Raw genomic sequence first — 18,982 nt, 5'->3', positions numbered from 1 at the left:
ATTTTATGCGAATATAGGATTAATGCACTAAAACTTGTTCTGTTTCTGCAACTTCTACTTCACCGTCAGATGTAATGGCAATTAACTTTACAGTCTTTATTTCGTTTACCATCACAGGATCATATTTGGCCTTTACTTTAACGTAATTCTTGGTAAAACCGTGCATAAAGCCGTCTCTGTGCTCATCTTCGAAAAGAACCTCACCTAATGAGCCTACCTGGCTCTCGTAAAAAAACCTCCTCTTCTTTTCAGATAAAATGTGGAGCATTTTATTGCGTTCTCCACGTACACGATTAACCACTGTGCCCTGCATTTCAGCAGCTGGTGTCTGGTCTCTTTCTGAATAGGTAAATACATGCAGGTAAGACACGTCCAACTCATTTAGGAACTGGTAAGTATCCAGAAAATCCTCATGTGTTTCGCCTGGAAAACCAACAATAACGTCAACACCAATGCAACAATTTGGCATGATGCTTTTTATTTTGGCTACACGTTCGGTATAAAGCTCGCGCTGATAACGTCTGCGCATTAGTCCCAATATTTTATTAGATCCAGATTGCAAAGGGATATGGAAATGCGGTACAAAGCGCTTAGCGCCGGCTACGAACTCAATAATCTCGTTGCTCAACAAGTTGGGTTCAATTGATGAAATTCTTATTCTTTCAATGCCTTCAACTTCGTCAAGTGCCTTTACCAGGTCAAAGAATTTATCCTCCCGGTTGCCATTTCTGATGCCAAAATCGCCAAGATTAACACCTGTCAATACAATTTCTTTAACCCCGCTTTCGGCAACTTGCCTGGCACGGTTTACCACGTTTTCAATGGTATCGCTCCTGCTATTACCGCGAGCCAGTGGAATGGTACAATAGGTACATGGATAATCGCAACCATCCTGAACCTTTAAAAAAGTACGCGTTCTGTCGCCAAAAGAATAAGAAGCTACAAAATTATGGTTTACCTTTTCAATGTTTTGCTGATGAACAATGGCTTTAGGTTGTTTGGTCAGGTCAGAAATATACTCCACAATTCTGAATTTCTCTGCGGCGCCCAATACCATATCCACGCCTTCAATTTCTGCAATCTCGGTTGGTTTCAATTGTGCATAACAGCCTACAATGGTAACGTAGGCATTTGGAGAATATTTTAAAGCTTCCTTAACTACTTTACGGCACTTTTTATCGGCATGGTCAGTAACTGAACAGGTATTGATCACATAGACATCAGCTCCTGCAGTAAAATCTACTACCGCATAACCGGCATCCGTAAATAGCCTGCCAATGGTTGAAGTTTCGGAGAAATTCAACTTACAACCTAAAGTATAAAAAGCAACTTTCCTCATTGAAGCGGCAAAGATAAGGTTTTAATTGAAATTATGATTCATTCCATCTGTAAGTCTCCTGTTCCAAGCCAGAAAGGTCAATAATGCGACTTACCACCGTTGCGGCTACCTCTTCAATGGTTTTAGGTAAGCTATAGTAGGAAGGGTTAGCCGGACAAATAATTCCTCCTGCTTCTGTTACGGTTTTCATGTTGTTGATATGGATCAAACTGAAGGGAGTATCCCTTACTACGGCAATTAGCTTACGTCTCTCCTTCAAAATGACATCAGCCGCTCTGGAGATCAGATCGTTGGAAATTCCACTAGCAATTCTTCCCAAAGTACCCATAGAGCAGGGAATAATAATCATGGTATCGAATTTTGCTGATCCTGAAGCGAACGGAGCATTGAAATCCATCTTCTGGTAGAAATCAAACGGATAGTTCACAAAGTCCTTGTTTTGCAATTCAAATTCCCATACCTCCCTGGCATTATCCGACATTACCACACCAACTTTCTCAATTTGGTCGCTAAGTTTAAGAAGATTATCTAGTAAAACTTTGGCATAAACGGCGCCACTGGCACCTGTAACTGCAACAATAATCTTTTTCTTTTTCATAGCGAATGTAAAGATATGGAACACAAAATAAAAAAGGGCCGAATATAAATATTCGACCCTACATCTACCTATGAAAAACATACCCCCGAAAGGGTAAGCTCAAATGTAATTATCTTTTTGAATAAATGAAAGTTTAAACACCCTTTTTTTAAACGAATTATAAATAGCTATTGGTTAATCGCTGCTAAGTTACAGAACGTAAAGAATTATGCGATTTTGTCAAGTATTTTAGTGCTTCGTTTAAAATTGTGTATTAATCAAAGATTTTATAACTTTAGGTTTTACTAGATAACCAAATTCATGAAACCCCAGTTACTTAAAGTATCCAACAATCCGGTAAATTCTTTTAGTGTAAGGCGAGATGAAGTCCCCTATATCAACAACAAGTGGCATTATCATGCCGAGGTTGAACTGATCTATTTCAAAAAAGGTAATGGAACCCAGTTTATAGGTGATAGTATAAAGCGCTTCAGATCTGGCGACGTATTGCTTGTTGGCGCTCACCTTCCTCATTATTGGCGTTTTGATGACGTTTATTTTGCTGAAGGAGAAAAGACCATTGCCGACGTTGTAGTGGTGCATTTTGGTGAGAATTTCTGGGGAAGTCAGTTCCTGTCCCTGCCTGAAAACAAAACATTAAAAACTATTCTTGAAAAGGCTCAACGTGGGCTGCAGGTTAACGACAGACAAAAAAAACACGTAGGCGAGCTGATGGAATCTATACTTGTAGCCGAGGGGCCAAAGCGCATCATTTACCTCATCGAGGCTCTTGCAGCTATAGAAGCTTCGGCACAACTTACGCAATTGTCGTCCATTGGGTTCAGACATGACTTTGAAGATACGGAGAACGATAGAATCAATACGATTTACAATTATTCGCTTGCTAATTTTAAACGAAAGATCCAGATGGAAGAAATGGCGTCTGTTGCCAATATAAGTCCAAATTCTTTTTGTCGTTATTTTAAATCACGGACACGGAAGACCTACACACAATTCATTAGCGAAATTAGGGTTGGCCACGCATGCAAATTGTTAATTGAGGACAATATGAACGTAAAGCAGATTTGCTATGAAAGCGGCTTTCATAATTTTGCTAGTTTTCACAAGCACTTTAAGGTAATAACTGGCAAAAGTCCGCTTACCTACCAGAAATCCTATCTCAATAAATCTTAACGATTACCTGCCCATCCAACCGCCATCTACGGTCAATATAGATCCGTGCATGTAATTTGAAGCGGCGGAAGCCAGAAAAACGATGGGGCCTTTAAAGTCATCAGGTTCTCCCCAGCGTCCGGCCGGTATTCGTTCCAATATAGATTTGCTCCTGCCCTCATCAGCTCTCAAGGCTGCTGTATTATCGGTTGAAATATATCCAGGTGCTATCGCGTTTACATTGACCCCTTTCCCTGCCCATTCATTGGCGAATGCCTTTGTTAGCTGACCGATTGCCCCCTTACTTGCTGCATAACCCGGCACGTTTATCCCTCCCTGGAAGGTAAGCAATGAGGCAGTAAAAATAACCTTACCTTTTCCTCTCTCTACCATATCTCTGCCAATTTCTCTTGTTAATAGAAATGGAGCCGTTTGGTTTACTGCGATAACCTCGTCCCAGTAGTTGTCTGGGTGTTCTGCAATTGGTTTCCGTAAAATCGTCCCGGCATTGTTAACCAAGATATCTATCACAGGGTGATCTCGTTTAACGATTTTGCAAAAAGCCAGCAAAGATTCGCGTTCTGAGAAATCACACTGATAGGCGTAGAATTTCCTGCCTGCAGCTAAAACTGCCATTTCAACTTCGCTGTTACTTGATGGTAAAGTGGCGGATACGCCGATGATATCCGCACCGGCTTCTGCCAGGGATATTGCCATAGCCATTCCAATACCCCTCTTGCATCCAGTTACCAGCGCTATTTGTCCGGTTAGGTTAAATAAATCATTTACTACCATATTACTTGATTGTCACAATTAAAGGTTGGGCTAAGGTTTGTTGAAAGCTATTCAGGTAATTAAACCATTGTGTTGCACTTGTGATATGACCTGCTTTGCTCCAGGCTGCACCGTTGTAATAAACAACTGGTTTTCCGGTCGATGCATTTATCAGCGTTAACAAGTATTCTGCTGTGCTGGTCATTTCAGATTTTTCATCTAGCATAATGGTTCCAATCCCTAAAGTCCCATCCATCCCGTGTTCTGGCTCCCAATAGCCTGCTACACCGTTTTTTTCTTTTAACACAATTGGGTTTTGTTCCTTCCGCAATACGATGCCTGCAACCACCGGTAATTGGCCTTGCTCACCATCGAATGTAAATGTAGCTTCCACGCGGTTTAATTGGGATCCTGCATCTAGTGCATAGCGTTTCACAACCTTCACCTTTCTGCCTGCCGCATTCCATTCATCATAACCTAATTCAAAAGTAAATCTTATTGGTCCATTATCCAGTATCTTCCAACTCCTGTAGTTTTTCGGAAACCATACTTTACCTTCAATAAATGGCGCAATATCTCCCGCTCCAAGTGTAAAACCGACGCTGTAATAATCCAAACCGTATCCATGGTCCGCATGATAGTCTCCGGTTTTATACCATTTATCAACCACCATCTTTTCCGTTCTTTTGGCCCAAACATCCAGGCCAAAAGCATTCTCATTAGTTGCCTCTAGTGCCTTTCCATACATTCTAAAAGCTATTTTATCATTTTCCCAGGCAAAATCATCCTTACGTTCCGGCACATATCTGCCATAAACATTTGTTACCACTAACGATGGTTTCCCGGCTGTAATACGCATTGCCCTTGTTTTTCCGGCCGGCAATGTTATTTTCAGTAGTAAATTCTGAGGAGTTGACATACCCAGGTATTCGAGTTGGTAAGGTACCTCAGTACCTCCGTTCGCATCGAAAATTCTTATGTTTCCAGCTCTTAACCCTGGCATTTTACTGATAATGTTCCTCCAGCTTATAGAAACTGTCTCTGATAGACCGGCTGATGTTTGTCGCGGGTTTTTAATGGTAATTAACCCATCCTTTTTTAATTGCGCTGTGGCTGTGGCTACCGTAGTTACGAGAGCAATAAATAGCATTAGCTTTTTCATTTCGCTTACCTCAATTGATTTATCGCACAAAAATCCATATCACCATAATCCAGGTTTTCCCCAGCCATACCCCATATAAAAGTGTAGTTACTGGTCCCGGCACCAGAGTGGACCGACCAGTTAGGCGAGATCACCGCCTGCTCATTTTGTACCCATAAGTGCCTGGTTTCCTGCGGCTCACCCATAAAATGGCAAACACTATGCTCTTCTGGTAATTCAAAATATAAATACACCTCCATACGCCTGTCATGAGTATGAGCTGGCATGGTATTCCATATACTACCAACTTTCAATTCAGTCATGCCCATCTGTAGCTGGCAGGTTTGTATAACGCCATCCACCAAAAGTTTATTGATTACCCGGTGGTTAGCCGTCTCTGGGGAGCCGAGAACCACTATTTGTGCTTCATTCTTTGTTACTTTCTTTGATGGATAGGCATGGTGCGCAGGTGCCGAATTAAGATAAAACTTCGCCGGGTCAGCTGGGTTCTCCGAAGTAAAAACCACGTTCTTTGTCCCCCTACCTAGATATAATGCTTCTTTAAAGTCAAGATCATAGGTAAGGTCATTCGCAACCACACTGCCCTTTCCGCCTATATTGATAATCCCCAACTCTCTCCTTTCTAAAAAATGTTTTGCTTTCAGGTATTCTGGATTGGAAAGTGGTACTGAAGTCTCCACTGGCATTGCCCCCCCTGCTATATAGCGGTCGTAATGTGATAGCGTTAAGTTAACTGAATTGGCAGTAAATATATTATCGATCAGGAAATTCTCCCTGAGTGCAGTAGTATCCATTTGCTTGCCTTCAGTCGGACTCACCGCAAAGCGACTTTTAAATGTATTGCTCATCTTGATCTTTTAGCATCTAGTAAGTGCCAAGCTAAACAATATTTACAACTTATGAAACCGATATATCAAATCTATACCGGTGCTTTATGCTCAAAAAGTACAATAAATTGGATCTATATTTTAACTTTTTAAGGCTAATATGTCCTATATTTACAGCATGACCGTCGGCCTTTTTGTACCCTGTTATATCGACCAATTTTATCCAAACGCAGCTATTGCAACGCTAACCTTACTTAAAAAGCTAGGCGTAGATGTGGTTTACCCAACCAACCAAACCTGTTGTGGCCAGCCAATGGCAAACTCAGGATTCGAGCACCTTACCAGGAGTTGTAATGAGTTATTTATAGATAACTTCTCTGCTTATGATTACGTGGTTTCCCCTTCCGGAAGCTGTACTTTGCACATTAAAGATCATCTCCATTCTGATGATCGTGAAGACCAGGCTAAGGGAATCCGCAAGAAGGTTTATGAATTAACTGAATTCCTAACTGATATTCTTATGGTTGAGAAGCTTACTGCTAGTTTCCCTCATAAAGTTGGAGTTCATCAGAGCTGTCACGGACAACGCGGTTTAATGCTTGCGCAAATGACAGAATTGGTTGCTGCACCTTTTTCCAAGCCGATACATTTGTTAAATATGGTAGAGGGATTGGAGATTGTTCCACTAAACAGGCCGGATGAGTGCTGTGGTTTTGGTGGCACCTTTTGTGTTGCCGAGGAAGCCGTATCTGTAAAAATGGGTAAAGATCGGGTTGAGGATCACGTCAACAATGGTGCGGAATACATTACTGCTGCTGATATGTCTTGCCTAATGCATATGGAAGGTATTTTGCGGCGGCAAAACAGTGGCACCAAGGTTATTCATATTGCAGAAATACTAAACGCATCTTAGAAATCTATGAGCAATTCCACTAAAGATCATTCCGAATTATCTGATATTTTTAATGAAGATGAAGACAGGGTTAACTGGCATGATGAAACCTTATGGTTTGTAAGGGCAAAGCGCGATAAAGCTGCGCACGGCATTCCTGAATGGGAAGCACTGCGTGAAAATGCATCGCAGATCAAAAACAATACCCTTTCTAATCTCCACAATTACTTACTCTCTTTTGAGGAACAGGCTCAGCGCAATGGTATAACGGTGCATTGGGCAGAGGATGCTGCCGAGCACAATCAGATCGTAGAGAAAATATTGAAAGACAGCGGCATCGACAGGATAGTAAAAAGCAAATCTATGCTCACTGAGGAATGTCATCTGAACGATTACCTGCAACACAATGGTATTGAAGTGATTGACACGGATCTTGGTGAACGCATCGTACAGCTTGCGGAGGAACCTCCGAGTCATATCGTTCTCCCTTGTATTCATAAAAAGAAAGAAGAAATAGGTGAACTCTTTCATCAACACCTTGGAACTCCCGAAGGAGAATCTGATCCGGTGTTTCTTACAGCTGCCGCACGTGACCATTTAAGGGAAAAGTTCGTTACCAGAAAAGCAGCCATTACCGGCGTAAATTTCGCGATTGCCGAAACGGGTGAGTTTGTGGTTTGTACTAATGAAGGTAATGCAGATATGGGTGCACATTTAGCTGATATTCACATCGCCTGTATGGGTATCGAGAAGATCATTCCTGAACGCAAACATTTGGCTGTATTTTTACGCTTATTAGCCAGAAGTGCAACCGGACAACCCATTACTACTTATTCCAGCCATTTTAAGAAGCCAAGACCAGGCCAGCAAATGCACATTATCCTGGTAGATAATGGTCGTACTGTACAATTGGGAAGGGAAGATTTTCGCAACTCGCTCAAATGCATTAGGTGCGGAGCATGCATGAACACCTGTCCTGTTTACCGAAGAAGCGGCGGCCACAGTTATCATACTGCAATTGCAGGACCGATAGGCTCCATTCTTGCTCCTAATCTGGACATGAAGAAGTACGCTGATTTACCTTTTGCTTCTACGTTATGTGGCTCTTGTACAAATGTTTGTCCTGTTAAAATCAACATCCATGAGCAGTTGTACAAATGGCGACAAGTTATTGTTAAGGAGGGATACGCTGACCCTAAAAAAGCAGTAGCGATGAAGGCAATGGAATTTACTTTATCTAAACCCATGGTCTATAAAGCAGCAGGAAAAGCCGGACGTTGGTTCATGAAACATCTTCCGTTTACAGTTAACAACAACATCAACACCTGGTATAAGCAACGCGATATGCCCCAACCACCTAAACAGTCGTTTGGAGAATGGTTCAAAGAACATAAGAATGACGAGTAGAGAAAAGATACTAAGCAGGGTTGCCGCCAATCAGCCCGCCATCAAGGAGATGCCAGCTATATTCAGCCCAAGCCCTAACGGCCCTCTACCCCTTGCTGATCAATTCAGTGCTGTGCTGCAAGGAATTGGGGGCTTAACCATTGCTTTAAATGATCTCCAAGAAGTACAAAGGTACATCACTGAATACTTTGCTGATCGCAAACGCATCATCTCTACCATACCGGAACTTGCAGGCATAACCGAAAGTGGTTGGGAAAATCTGGATCCTCACGATCTCGAAACAGTTGATCTTGCGATTATTAAGGCTCATTTCGCGGTAGCGGAAAATGCCGCACTGTGGGTTACGGAAACACAAATGCATCAGAGAGTCGTTCCTTTTATTTGTCAGCAGCTGGCGGTAGTGGTATCAACTAAAGATATCTTGCCGTATATGCACCAGGCTTATGACAAAATTGGCAATGACGACTATGGATTTGGTGCTTTCATTGCCGGCCCATCAAAAACTGCAGATATTGAACAGTCTTTAGTACTCGGGGCACACGGACCAAAAAGTATGATTGTATTCTTACTTCCCTAATCCGAAATATGTTTTAGCATTGTAATAGCAAATATCACTAATGATCTTGCCTATCCATTTTTGATCATCCGGGAGCAGTCCTTTTTCCATTTCCTCGCCAAACAAATTGCATAAGATCCGTCGGAAATAATCATGCCTGGAATAAGATAAGAAACTGCGGGAATCTGTCAGCATCCCCACAAAATTACTGACTAAACCCATGTTGGATAAGGCGTTTAACTGCTTTTCTATTCCGTCCTTCTGATCCAAAAACCACCAGCCAGATCCAAATTGAATTTTTCCTTTAATGCCACCTTCAGCGAAATTGCCAGTCATCGCTGCAAATAATTCGTTATCGGCAGGGTTTAAATTATAGACTATGGTTTTAGCGAGTTGATCTGTCAAACTCAAGTTCCCAAAAAAGCGCGACATTCGTTCGGCCTGACTAAAATCGCCAATAGAGTCATATCCAGTATCCGCACCTATCTTTGCAAACATCCCAAGGTTATTGTTTCTTATGGCGCCAAGGTGAAACTGTTGAACCCATCCCCTCGCGTGATACACCTTCGCCAGTGCGGTCAACACATATCCTGCAAAAGCATCTGGATTAGAATAAGATGCATCCGAACTCTTCAGAAATTCTTGAAACTCCTTCTGTTCCGAAACAGTAAGCGTATAAGTAAAAGGCAAGGCAGATAGACCATGGTCAGCAATGCTGCAATTGTGACTTTCAAAGTAATCAATGCGCGTGACCAGTGCAGCCGTCAGTGATTCTAAATCCTTGATTACAATTCCTGAAACCTCGGCAAGCTGCTTAACGTACCCTCTAAATTGATCTGCCTTATCTATCATTAGTGCCTTATCTGGCCTAAAAGATGGTTTTACTAAAATGGAATTTAAATCACTGTTGCTAATAAGGTTGTGGTACTTCAGGTCGTCACATGGATCATCTGTTGTACCAACCATTTCTACCCTGTAATGATTTAGCAATCCCTGTGTAGAAAACGCATCGGTAGTTAACAATTCATTGCAATGCTCATAAATACCTCTTCCAGAAGATTCATTTAAATAATTATTGATGGAAAAAGGATCCTTCAACTCCATATGTGTCCAGTGAAATAGCGGATTTCTAACGGTTGCCGGAACAATCTTAGCCCACGCCATAAATTTTGCTTCGTCTGTAGCATTACCTGTTATGAATTGTTCATCTACCCCCATAGCACGCATCGCACGCCATTTATAATGGTCGCCCTTTAGCCAGATCTCTGTCAGGTTAACAAACTTTTTGTTCTCCGCAATTTCTTTAGGAGGAAGGTGGTTATGATAATCTATAATAGGCAGATCTTTAGCATAATCGTGATAAAGCAGTTTGGAAATGCCGTTATTAAGTAAAAAATCTTCAGGTATTACATTTCCTTCCTTCATTTTAAATTGCTTTTTATAATACCGAATTCCAATCCTCTAAGCTCAGCAAGTCCTTTCAATCTGCCAATAGCAGAATAGCCCGGGTTGGTCTTCTTTTTTAAGTCGTCCAACATCTGGTGACCGTGATCTGGTCGCATAGGCAAATTGATTTTTCTACGTTGCTGAACAGCATATAGTTGCTTCACAACATGATACATATCCACATCACCTTCCAGGTGGTTATCTTCATAAAAATCACCTTCCGAATTTCTTTTTGTGCTTCTCAAATGGATAAAATGAATCCTATCTCCAAATTCTTCAATCATGGCCGGTAAGTCATTATCAGGCCTAACACCAAAAGAGCCTGTGCAGAAACACAGCCCATTGTTTAACGAAGGGACAGCTTCATACAACCCTCTCAGCATAGCAGATGTACTCACCACCCTTGGCAATCCGAAGATGGGGTAAGGAGGATCGTCAGGATGTATGGCCAAATTAACCCCAACTTCCTCTGCAACCGGGACAACCTCCCTTAGAAAATGGATCAGATGATCGCTTAAGCGGCTTTCATCGATTCCTTGATAAGTATCCAGCGCCCGCTGGAACTGCTCCAGTGTAAAGTGCTCCTCACTACCAGGTAATCCGGCGATGATGTTTCGTTGAAGAATTAAGCGTTCTTCTTCGCTCATGAGTTCATACTGTGCTTTACCACGGCGCAGTTCTTCAACAGTATAATCCTGTTGCGCCTCCGGGCGCTGCAACATATAGACATCAAATGCAACCAACGCTGCTTTTTCAAACTTCAATGCCTTAGCACCATTGTCCAATTCAAAGGAAAGGTTGGTTCTAGTCCAGTCGAGCACAGGCATGAAATTGTAGGTGATGACATGAATTCCCGCGATTGACAAATTCCGTATGGATTGCTGATAATTAGAAATGTAGGTCTCAAATCCCTCGGCTTGTGTTTTTATAGCTTCGTGCACTGGAACGCTCTCCACAACATGCCAATCCAATCCGGCCTCATTAATTAACTTTTTATGCGCTAAAATCTCTGCTATTGTCCAAACCTCACCATTAGGTACATGATGAAGTGCAGTGACAACACCTGTGCATCCGGCCTGTCTAATATCAGTCAAACTCACCGGATCATTCGGCCCAAACCAACGCATGGTCTGCGTCATTACATATATTTTAGTGGTATTATCCATGGATTTCTTTTGCACAAAAAAGCAGGAACAAGTCCTGCTTTAAGTACTAAATATAGCGCAAGTTTCAATTACTAAGAGTAGAAAATCTACCTTTTATTATCGAAAACGTTTGCGTCATTGCTATTTTACTTCATATTTATAAGTCTTTCTGCCAAGCATACCTTCGGCATTGATACCCTCAACAACTACCTTATAGGTTCCCTTGCCATCGCCATTAAAGAAACTAAATTTCGCTTTACCTTCTGCGTCTGTCTTAACTGATGGGTTCCAATAGATGGTTGTACGCAAATCGGCAACCTTACTGTCATTTCCATCATTCTTATAAACAGGAGAATAAAATTCTTTTACTACGTTAAATCCTCTTGGATTAATGTTGGCAGTTTGAGGATTGTATGATGTCCGTATAGAGCCCATCCCTCTTTTGGTGGTAAATGCCAATGCTACACTTCCTATCATGTTAATCAAAGCCATATTGGTACGCACCACATCAACACGCTCAATATCTGCCGGATCCATCAGGAAGAAATCCTGACTTTCGCACTGGCTGATTTTCCTTCCATCAACTACAATAGCCATTGCTTCACCTCTGGTTACCGCTACCTCAACTGGGCCACATTGATCTGAATTATCCTGTCTGAAAGTAATATTCGGTACTTTGAACTTTAACCACTCCAAAATATTCATATAGGCGATATCAGTTGGAAGGTACCTGATGGTTTGATCGGCGTGCCCCTCCAGGATTAAGTCCATTCCAAAGACTTTTTTCCTCTTACCTGCAGTAATCTGAACTTCATTTAACTGCTGCGTGCGGCCTAACATTCCACGTTTTTGAAGGTCTTCTTCTTGCTTTTTACTGTTATCAAAAGAAGCCTGTAAAGTCTTGCGCTGGTCGGTATCAAAATCACCAACATTAGGATTCGGGGTCATCAATTCACCGCGGATCTTGTCCACTTTAATTTCTACGTTCTTACCCCCTTTATCAGTTGCACCCTGCACGGTAAACTTGATATCACTGGTAAATAACAAGTCCTTGAATTTATAGACTCCGTTTGCATCCGTTACCGCTTCTAAAGGGAGTCCACCTCCTTTAAGACTGAATAAAAACACTTTTCCACCCACTACTGGTTTATTGCTCAACGTAAACAACTTACCTGTAATTTCAGAAGTCAATTTTTCGGCTTTAAAAGGTAAATTGAAAGGAGTTTCAGCAATGATGTCTTTCCAAACAAACCTTCTGTATCCTTGCGTCATCATCAGTAAATCCAGGTTGGTTTTGGTCTCAACGGTTGGATTGGTAAAATAATAGTTGGGTTTTTCTATATAACCTTTAATGTCAGCACTTAATAGAAGTTGAGACAATATGGTTGTTTCTTTTGCCTCATCATAAGGAACAGCTGCTTCATTAATAACGGAAACAGAGAAATCGCCTCTTATGGGTGCCTTCTTATCATCAAGAGCCGCTAGAGTTACTTCTACTTTCTCTCTTACACCGTAACTTTGCTTAGCCGAGCTTAGCGAGAGGTCCATCAAATCCTTGTTCTGTACAAATGCGATTCTTTCATTAAGCGCATCACCAGCAGCAGAGAACAACGTAAACTGGACTATCCCTGATGGAAGGTCTTTTGCAGGTATTGAAATAGAAACCGCAGCCTTGTTAATCGGAACCGTTGTTGCAATGTGAACATTACCTCCTGTTTGTGCAACAAGACTAGCTGTTTGACCCGCAGTTTTATACAAATCCGGACTGGAGTTTATTCTTACGAGGATCGTATCGGTCTCAGGGTTATTAAATACACTTAATACATATCCTTTTTCAAGAGCGGCGGGTAACTTTACTACATTTTCAGAACCATCGGGATAGGTAACCTTTGCCTGATAGGTTTTCCCAGCTTCAGGCATAAACCTAAAGAACCCCATTCCCATATTTTGAGCTTCAAACTCTGATACGGTATTGTTTTCAGCGTCAGTAATCAGCCCTTTTACAGCCACGCCTAAACCATTGCTTCCAGTAGCTTTAAATGCTACCCTGCTGCGAATGCCATTAACCAACGGACCGCTTTCCGGAAAGAATTGCAAGTCGGTAGACGCCGATACAGACTTCACTGTAAAATCTTTGATCACAAATTGTTTATCAATGGTATTGATCTTACTGTGTATTCGTGTTCCAAAAACATTCCCAGATTTACCAGGTTGCAGCACTATTCGTAAAACACCATTGTTATCCGTTGTCTTCTTTTGGGTAGTGATTATATCGTAAGCTTCCAAAAGATCATAGTTCACTGTTTTGTTGGCCAAAGGTTCTCCTTTATCGTTGGTATAGGTCAAAACTGCAGTAACTACAGGCTTAGCCCCGTCCTTAGTAAATTCATAATCAACCTTTGCGAATACAGCGTTAGTAACAGAATTACCAACGCTAAATATTCGATCGTAGTAATAAGCTGATCCGGCATTCCTCATCCATTGCGTGTAAGCCCGTATCCGGTAATTTCCTTCACGGAAACTGCTGTCTGCCAGAATAAATGACCCTTTGGTTGTACCAGCCTGAACGGGTAATTTCAGAGCAGAAATGAGAGAGTCAGATTCCGTAATTAAATCAACGTATAGCGCACCGCTTAAGGCAGATAGTTGATGTTTGGACCCTATAGTAACATAACCTTTGAACCAAATGGTATCGCCCACTACGTAGTAGGGCTTATCGGTATGCAAATAAACTTTCTCCTGTGGATTGTTGTCTGTCCATTTTTGCAAGGCAGTAACAATCTTGTCAACAGGATCTTCGCCCTTCGGAATAAAGGCAAATGCAAATAAAGAAATCAAGGCTAAAGCGAGAACTGAGCGTTTAAAATTCATAAAAGAAATTAATTTAATTGGTTAGAAGCCTTAAATATAGAGTAAAAAAAAATTATTCTCCAACTATTTAACAGTTTCAATTTCCCTTAAAACGCCGTTTACCTTCACTTTAACTTTACGAACATTTGCAGACTTGATCTTAAAATATGTCACTTTTCCTGCATTCCAGCGCATATCCACCGTATAATTACCACGCGCTTTCAGTCCGGTAACATTACCGTTATCTTTCCAGGCATCTGGCAATGCAGGGAGAAGGTCTATAAAGCCGTCGTGGCTCTGAAGCAACATTTCGGCTATACCCGCCGTGGCTCCGAAATTTCCATCTATCTGGAAGGGCGGTCCTGCTGAAAGCATATTGGGATAAACTCCACCCCCTGCTCCGTAATTGATATCGGTACGTGAAGTGGGCTTTAAAATCTCTTTTAATAATTTAAAAGCACGGTTTCCGTCCTTAAGCCTGGCCCAAAAAAGCAACTTGTAAGCAATGGTCCAGCTAGGTCCATCATCCCCCCTTACCTCTAAAGTTTTCTTCGCAGCTTCGGCCAGTTCCGGTGTTCTGGATGGTGTGATTAAAGAGGCCGGGTACAATCCCCATAGGTGAGAAATATGTCGGTGTTGCGGGTCTGTTTCTTTATAATCTTCCAGCCATTCCTGAATACGTCCACTTTTGCTGACCACACCTGGTGGCGGCACAGATTTCAGTTTCTCTTTGAGTTCCTGCCTGAGCGCGATATCTACATTCAGCAATTTAGACGCCTCAATTACATTACTAAAGAGTTCTCGTACAATCTGATTATCGATAGTAGGCCCCATAGATACATTAGCAGTCTTCCCATTGGGTAAATAAAATGAATTTTCCGGGGATACAGATGGCGAGGTAACCAACCATCCGGACTTTACATCGCGTACCAGGGCACTTTTATAAAATAACGCAGAACCTTTTAAAACGGGGTAGATGCTTTTTAAATAGTTTAAATCGTTGGTAAAAGCATAGTGCTGCCATAGGTTATCACATAACCATCCAGATCCGGCATTGGCCACTCCCCAGGATGCACTTTCGCCCGGTTCCGTAAAGCCCCATATATTGGTAATCACATGGGCAATCCAGCCATCAGCATTGTAATATGCTTTTGCCGTTTTCTCTCCTGGCTTTACCAGTCCCTTAACCAGGTCCGCAAGCGGCAGGTTTAATTCTGAGAGGTTGGTTACTTCCACCGGCCAATGGTTCATCTGCACATTAACATCAAGGTGGTAATCGCCATTCCATGGGGTGTTGATCTCTTTAGCCCATAAGCCTTGTAAATTTGGCGGCAATAGCCCCACACGTGTACTGCTTATAGTTAGGTATCTTCCAAACTGGAAAAATAATGCCGCCAATGCCGGGTCTTCCTCAAACCGTTGGTAGAAATGATCCAACCTCAGGTTTGTAGGTAATGTGGACGATTTTCCCTCTCCAAGATCCAAATTTACCCGCTTAAAATACTTACTATATGCCGCTATATGATTTGCCTTTTGCACAGTATAATTCTTTTTCATCGCCGCTTCAAGGACAATCCTGGACTTTTCCAGGAAAGGATTGCTTCGGAAATCAGTAGCTGCAGACACGAAAATGGTAACGTCCGTGGCTCCATTTATCAGCAATGCACCCTTCTCGGTTGTCAAATTTCCACCTGATAGCTTGGTTTTTACGCGGGTCATATATTGCATCCCTTTACCATCAGTTCCATTGTCTAGCTGTCCGCGCATTTGCAGTTCCCTACCATTGGTAGTTACTGCAAACCGTTCAGGTCTGGTCAAGCTAATCCTGCAATTGATACTGCCAGGTACCTTACTGCTTAGCTTAATCACTGCTACATCATCTCCAAAACTGGTAAAATACTCTCTTGTAAACTGCTTTCCATTAACAGTGTAGGTTGTTTTGGCAACGGCATTGTCTAATGATAGTTCCCTGTGGTATGCGCTTGCTTCAGAGGTTCCTTTACCATAATCAAAGTCAATATCCAGTTCACCTAATGTTTGGTATTTCCCCCATTGTGCGCCACCGGATCCGGGCCCCAAACAAACAAAATTCTTGTTGACTAAGTCCTGCGCTTCTTCATTTTTTCCATCTGCAAGCAACTTTCGAATAGCTGGCAAGCTTTTATAGGCCTCATAATTATTTGCATCTTGTGGGCCGCCAGACCATAAGGTGATGTCGTTTAATACAATCTTCTCCTTAAAAACCCCTCCATCAGGAGTCAAGCCCAACCTGCCATTGCCCAAGGGCAATGTTTCTTCCCACATCTTTGCGGGAGCATCGTATTGCAGTTTCAAAGGCTTGGTTTGAGCCAATGCGGTAAGCGATAAACCAACAACTAAGCCAATAGCAATAAAACTAATCTTACTCATTATATACTTAAGGTGTAGCTTTTGCCAGCCTGAGTTTCAAAATTATATTTAAAGTCATTGCCGCTGGAACTCGCTTTTAACGCAAACGCTGCTTTTAGCTGAGTTCCGGTTCTGATGTTACATGTTCCGCCAGATAGAGACTTAATCACGATTTTAGAAATCTTTCCATCTTTCCATTGCAAATCGCTAATTTCAAAGTTACCTCTGGCACGCAATCCCTTCACTTCCCCATTTGGCCATGCTTTCGGCAAAGCTGGCAATAGCTGTAATTCACCAGTGTGACTCTGAACCAGCATTTCCGCAACTCCGGCAGTATAACCAAAATTCCCATCTATCTGGAATGGTGGATGGGCACAAAATAGGTTTGAATAAATCCCGCCTCCCTCATTATAATCTATACCGGAACCTCCAACAGGTGTAATAAAATTCTTTAAGATCACATACGCATGATCACCGTCCAGCAATCTTGCCCAAAAATTCATTTTCCAGGCCATAGACCATCCCGTTGAAACGTCGCCACGTGCTAATAAACTCACCTTGGCTGCATTTGCCAGTTCAGGAGTAGTAAGCGGACTAATTTCTCTACCGGGGTGTAATCCAAAAAGATGAGAAACATGGCGATGTGTGTCTTTTGGATCGTCCCTGTCTGTTTCCCATTCTTGCAATTGGCCCCATTTACCAATCTTTGGTTTTAGCAGGTGCTCTTTTAAATCCACAACATGGTCGCGATAGGTTTTATCAACGCCTAAAGCGTCAGCAGATTCAATATAGTTTGTGAACAGATCATACACGATTTGCTGATCATGAGTAACACCGTCTTCGGTAGGGCCATGCTCAGGCGACCAGCCCAAAGGCGATACTAAAGTCCCGTCAGGTCTGCGTTTTAAGTGATCATCCCAGAATTCGGTAATCTCTTTCAATATCGGGTATGCAAAAGTTTTTAGGTAGCTTTTGTCTTTGGTGTACGCGTAATGTTCCCATAAGGCCTGAGCATACCAGGCGCTTCCGGGAGTATTCCATAAGTAGCTCTCGCCTCCAAAGGGATTGCTTTCTGTGCGCAAAGTCCAGCCCCTCACTCCGGGATATTCCTTTTGCGTGTTAATCTTTCTTACTTCCCTAATCGCATTAATGTGATCGAGGTAAGGAATATGGCACTCAGATAAATTGGCGGGTTCAGCTAGCCAGTAGTTCATCTGGATATTGATATTGGTATGGTAATCACTTCCCCAGGGTGGGTTATTGCTCTCATTCCATAAGCCTTGTAGATTGGCAGGCAAACCACCCTTTCGCGAAGAACTGATCAGTAAATAACGTCCATACTGAAAAATTAACGCTTCGAGTTGAGGATCTGGTACTTTCTTGTAGTCTAATAGCCGCTGATAAGTTGGCTCAGCCAATTTATCAGCATTCGATGAACCGAGGTTTATCGACATACGATCAAACAATTGCTTATAATCTTTTTGATGATCACTCAACAAAGCGCCATATGTTTTTGTCAAAGCCTGAGCCAGGATCTTTATATTTTTAGCAGCAGGCGCATCGCCTTTCCATTTCTCACTTCTATCATTCAAAAAATCAGTAGCCGCGGCCAGATATATGGTAAGGACATCAGCATTGGTTACTCTTAATTGCATGCCGCCTTTTCCGTCACTTTCTGATACAACTGAACCCCCGGTTGTACGCGCAGTTGCATCTGCCTGATATAACATTCCATTGTTTAAACTACCAGCTACAGTTATGGTTTTTCCATCTGCTTTTGCTATTGCGCCGTGTTCATCCTTTAACCTGATGATGCCTGAATACGAACCTTTCTTACTCGCAGTAAACCGAAGCACCATCACTTTATCTGGAAAACTGCAGAAATACTCACGTTTATAGGCAATATTGTTCTTGGTATAAGAAATCTCATGTACCGACTTATCTATATTTAGTACCCTTTTGTAATCCAACGGTACCTCTTGGTCTTTGCCGTTGAAATCTATAAACAAATCTCCAAAAGCCTGATAGGTTCCTCTATCCAATTCATTACCTGTCCAAAGCGTATTGTCGTTAAATTGGATATGTTCATTATAGATACCTCCAAAAACCATCCCACCTATTCGTCCATTTCCTATCGGATAGGCATCGGTCATCCAGGCCTTAGCGGGCTTGTTGTCCCATAGTTTTAAATCGGCTCCCGGAACCGTCGTTTTCTTAACCTGTGCCTGCAATGCCGTTGTAAAAAGTAGCAGCAAGAAAGCTTGTTTTAATAATGTTTTAGATTTCATATTTGGTGTGTGTTGCATATCTCAGCAGCGCCGATCATTTCAAATGTAATGGCTTACGGCCACAAATCAATTCATAAAACAATTAATTTGATGGATAATTTCATGCTTTGAATATATTGCTTAATATTATGCTAAATAGATAGAGGTCAAGTACAAGT

At 42.0% G+C, this 18,982-nt stretch carries 14 protein-coding genes; 4 read left to right on the top strand and 10 right to left on the bottom strand.

From position 1 onward, the window contains the following. Positions 1-19: 19 nt before the first annotated feature. Both mtaB and ACXZ1K_RS11815 read right to left on the bottom strand, forming a co-directional pair. Positions 20-1,339, bottom strand: a complete 1,320-nt coding sequence (gene mtaB, locus ACXZ1K_RS11820; RefSeq protein WP_458969873.1) for a tRNA (N(6)-L-threonylcarbamoyladenosine(37)-C(2))-methylthiotransferase MtaB — start codon at positions 1,337-1,339, stop codon at positions 20-22. Between the two features lie 31 nt (positions 1,340-1,370). Further along, complete coding sequence (locus ACXZ1K_RS11815) at positions 1,371-1,937, bottom strand: UbiX family flavin prenyltransferase (protein ID WP_458969872.1); 567 nt, start codon at positions 1,935-1,937, stop codon at positions 1,371-1,373. A 300-nt stretch (positions 1,938-2,237) separates the two neighbouring features. Between ACXZ1K_RS11815 and ACXZ1K_RS11810 the strand changes: the two genes are divergently transcribed. Then, entirely contained in the window at positions 2,238-3,110 is an 873-nt protein-coding gene (locus ACXZ1K_RS11810; protein ID WP_458969871.1) for an AraC family transcriptional regulator, read from the top strand. A 3-nt stretch (positions 3,111-3,113) separates the two neighbouring features. Here ACXZ1K_RS11810 and ACXZ1K_RS11805 read toward each other — a convergent pair whose 3' ends face one another. Genes ACXZ1K_RS11805 through kduI form a run of 3 tightly spaced genes read right to left on the bottom strand, consistent with a single transcriptional unit; the run spans position 3,114 to position 5,873 of the window. After that, positions 3,114-3,884: an SDR family NAD(P)-dependent oxidoreductase gene (locus ACXZ1K_RS11805; RefSeq protein ID WP_458969870.1), complete on the bottom strand. Its 771-nt coding sequence runs from the start codon at positions 3,882-3,884 to the stop codon at positions 3,114-3,116. Between the two features lies 1 nt (position 3,885). After that, positions 3,886-5,025 carry a DUF4861 family protein gene (locus tag ACXZ1K_RS11800; RefSeq protein ID WP_458969869.1) on the bottom strand — a complete coding sequence of 380 codons (1,140 nt, stop codon included), beginning with the start codon at positions 5,023-5,025 and terminating at the stop codon, positions 3,886-3,888. A gap of 5 nt (positions 5,026-5,030) precedes the next feature. Next, entirely contained in the window at positions 5,031-5,873 is an 843-nt protein-coding gene (kduI, locus tag ACXZ1K_RS11795) for a 5-dehydro-4-deoxy-D-glucuronate isomerase (protein WP_458969868.1), read from the bottom strand. Between the two features lie 157 nt (positions 5,874-6,030). Here kduI and ACXZ1K_RS11790 point away from each other — a divergent pair, with 157 nt between their 5' ends. From ACXZ1K_RS11790 to ACXZ1K_RS11780, 3 genes are read left to right on the top strand one after another with little or no spacing between them, the layout of a single operon-like run. Further along, positions 6,031-6,765 (top strand): (Fe-S)-binding protein, encoded by a 735-nt coding sequence (locus ACXZ1K_RS11790; RefSeq protein ID WP_458973250.1) that lies wholly within the window; start codon positions 6,031-6,033, stop codon positions 6,763-6,765. Between the two features lie 6 nt (positions 6,766-6,771). After that, entirely contained in the window at positions 6,772-8,151 is a 1,380-nt protein-coding gene (locus ACXZ1K_RS11785) for a lactate utilization protein B (protein ID WP_458969867.1), read from the top strand. Next, positions 8,141-8,728: a LutC/YkgG family protein gene (locus tag ACXZ1K_RS11780; protein WP_458969866.1), complete on the top strand. Its 588-nt coding sequence runs from the start codon at positions 8,141-8,143 to the stop codon at positions 8,726-8,728. Before ACXZ1K_RS11785 ends, ACXZ1K_RS11780 begins: the two co-directional genes overlap by 11 nt. Here ACXZ1K_RS11780 and uxaC read toward each other — a convergent pair. From uxaC to ACXZ1K_RS11755, 5 genes are all read right to left on the bottom strand, one after another. Further along, entirely contained in the window at positions 8,717-10,132 is a 1,416-nt protein-coding gene (gene uxaC, locus ACXZ1K_RS11775) for a glucuronate isomerase (protein WP_458969865.1), read from the bottom strand. The genes ACXZ1K_RS11780 and uxaC overlap by 12 nt on opposite strands. Further along, positions 10,129-11,319 (bottom strand): mannonate dehydratase, encoded by a 1,191-nt coding sequence (gene uxuA, locus ACXZ1K_RS11770; RefSeq protein ID WP_458969864.1) that lies wholly within the window; start codon positions 11,317-11,319, stop codon positions 10,129-10,131. The genes uxaC and uxuA overlap by 4 nt, the downstream gene beginning before the upstream one ends. Before the next feature lie 120 nt (positions 11,320-11,439). Continuing rightward, complete coding sequence (locus ACXZ1K_RS11765) at positions 11,440-14,169, bottom strand: TonB-dependent receptor (protein ID WP_458969863.1); 2,730 nt, start codon at positions 14,167-14,169, stop codon at positions 11,440-11,442. 63 nt (positions 14,170-14,232) lie between these two features. After that, on the bottom strand, positions 14,233-16,557 hold the full coding sequence (locus ACXZ1K_RS11760) for a glycoside hydrolase family 95 protein (RefSeq protein WP_458969862.1): 2,325 nt from the start codon (positions 16,555-16,557) through the stop codon (positions 14,233-14,235). After that, positions 16,557-18,824 (bottom strand): glycoside hydrolase family 95 protein, encoded by a 2,268-nt coding sequence (locus ACXZ1K_RS11755; protein ID WP_458969861.1) that lies wholly within the window; start codon positions 18,822-18,824, stop codon positions 16,557-16,559. Before ACXZ1K_RS11755 ends, ACXZ1K_RS11760 begins: the two co-directional genes overlap by 1 nt. Between the last annotated feature and the right edge of the window lie 158 nt (positions 18,825-18,982).

It is taken from the genome of Pedobacter jaeyakensis, from assembly GCF_054461315.1.
This window is presented reverse-complemented; position numbering and strand designations above follow the sequence as displayed.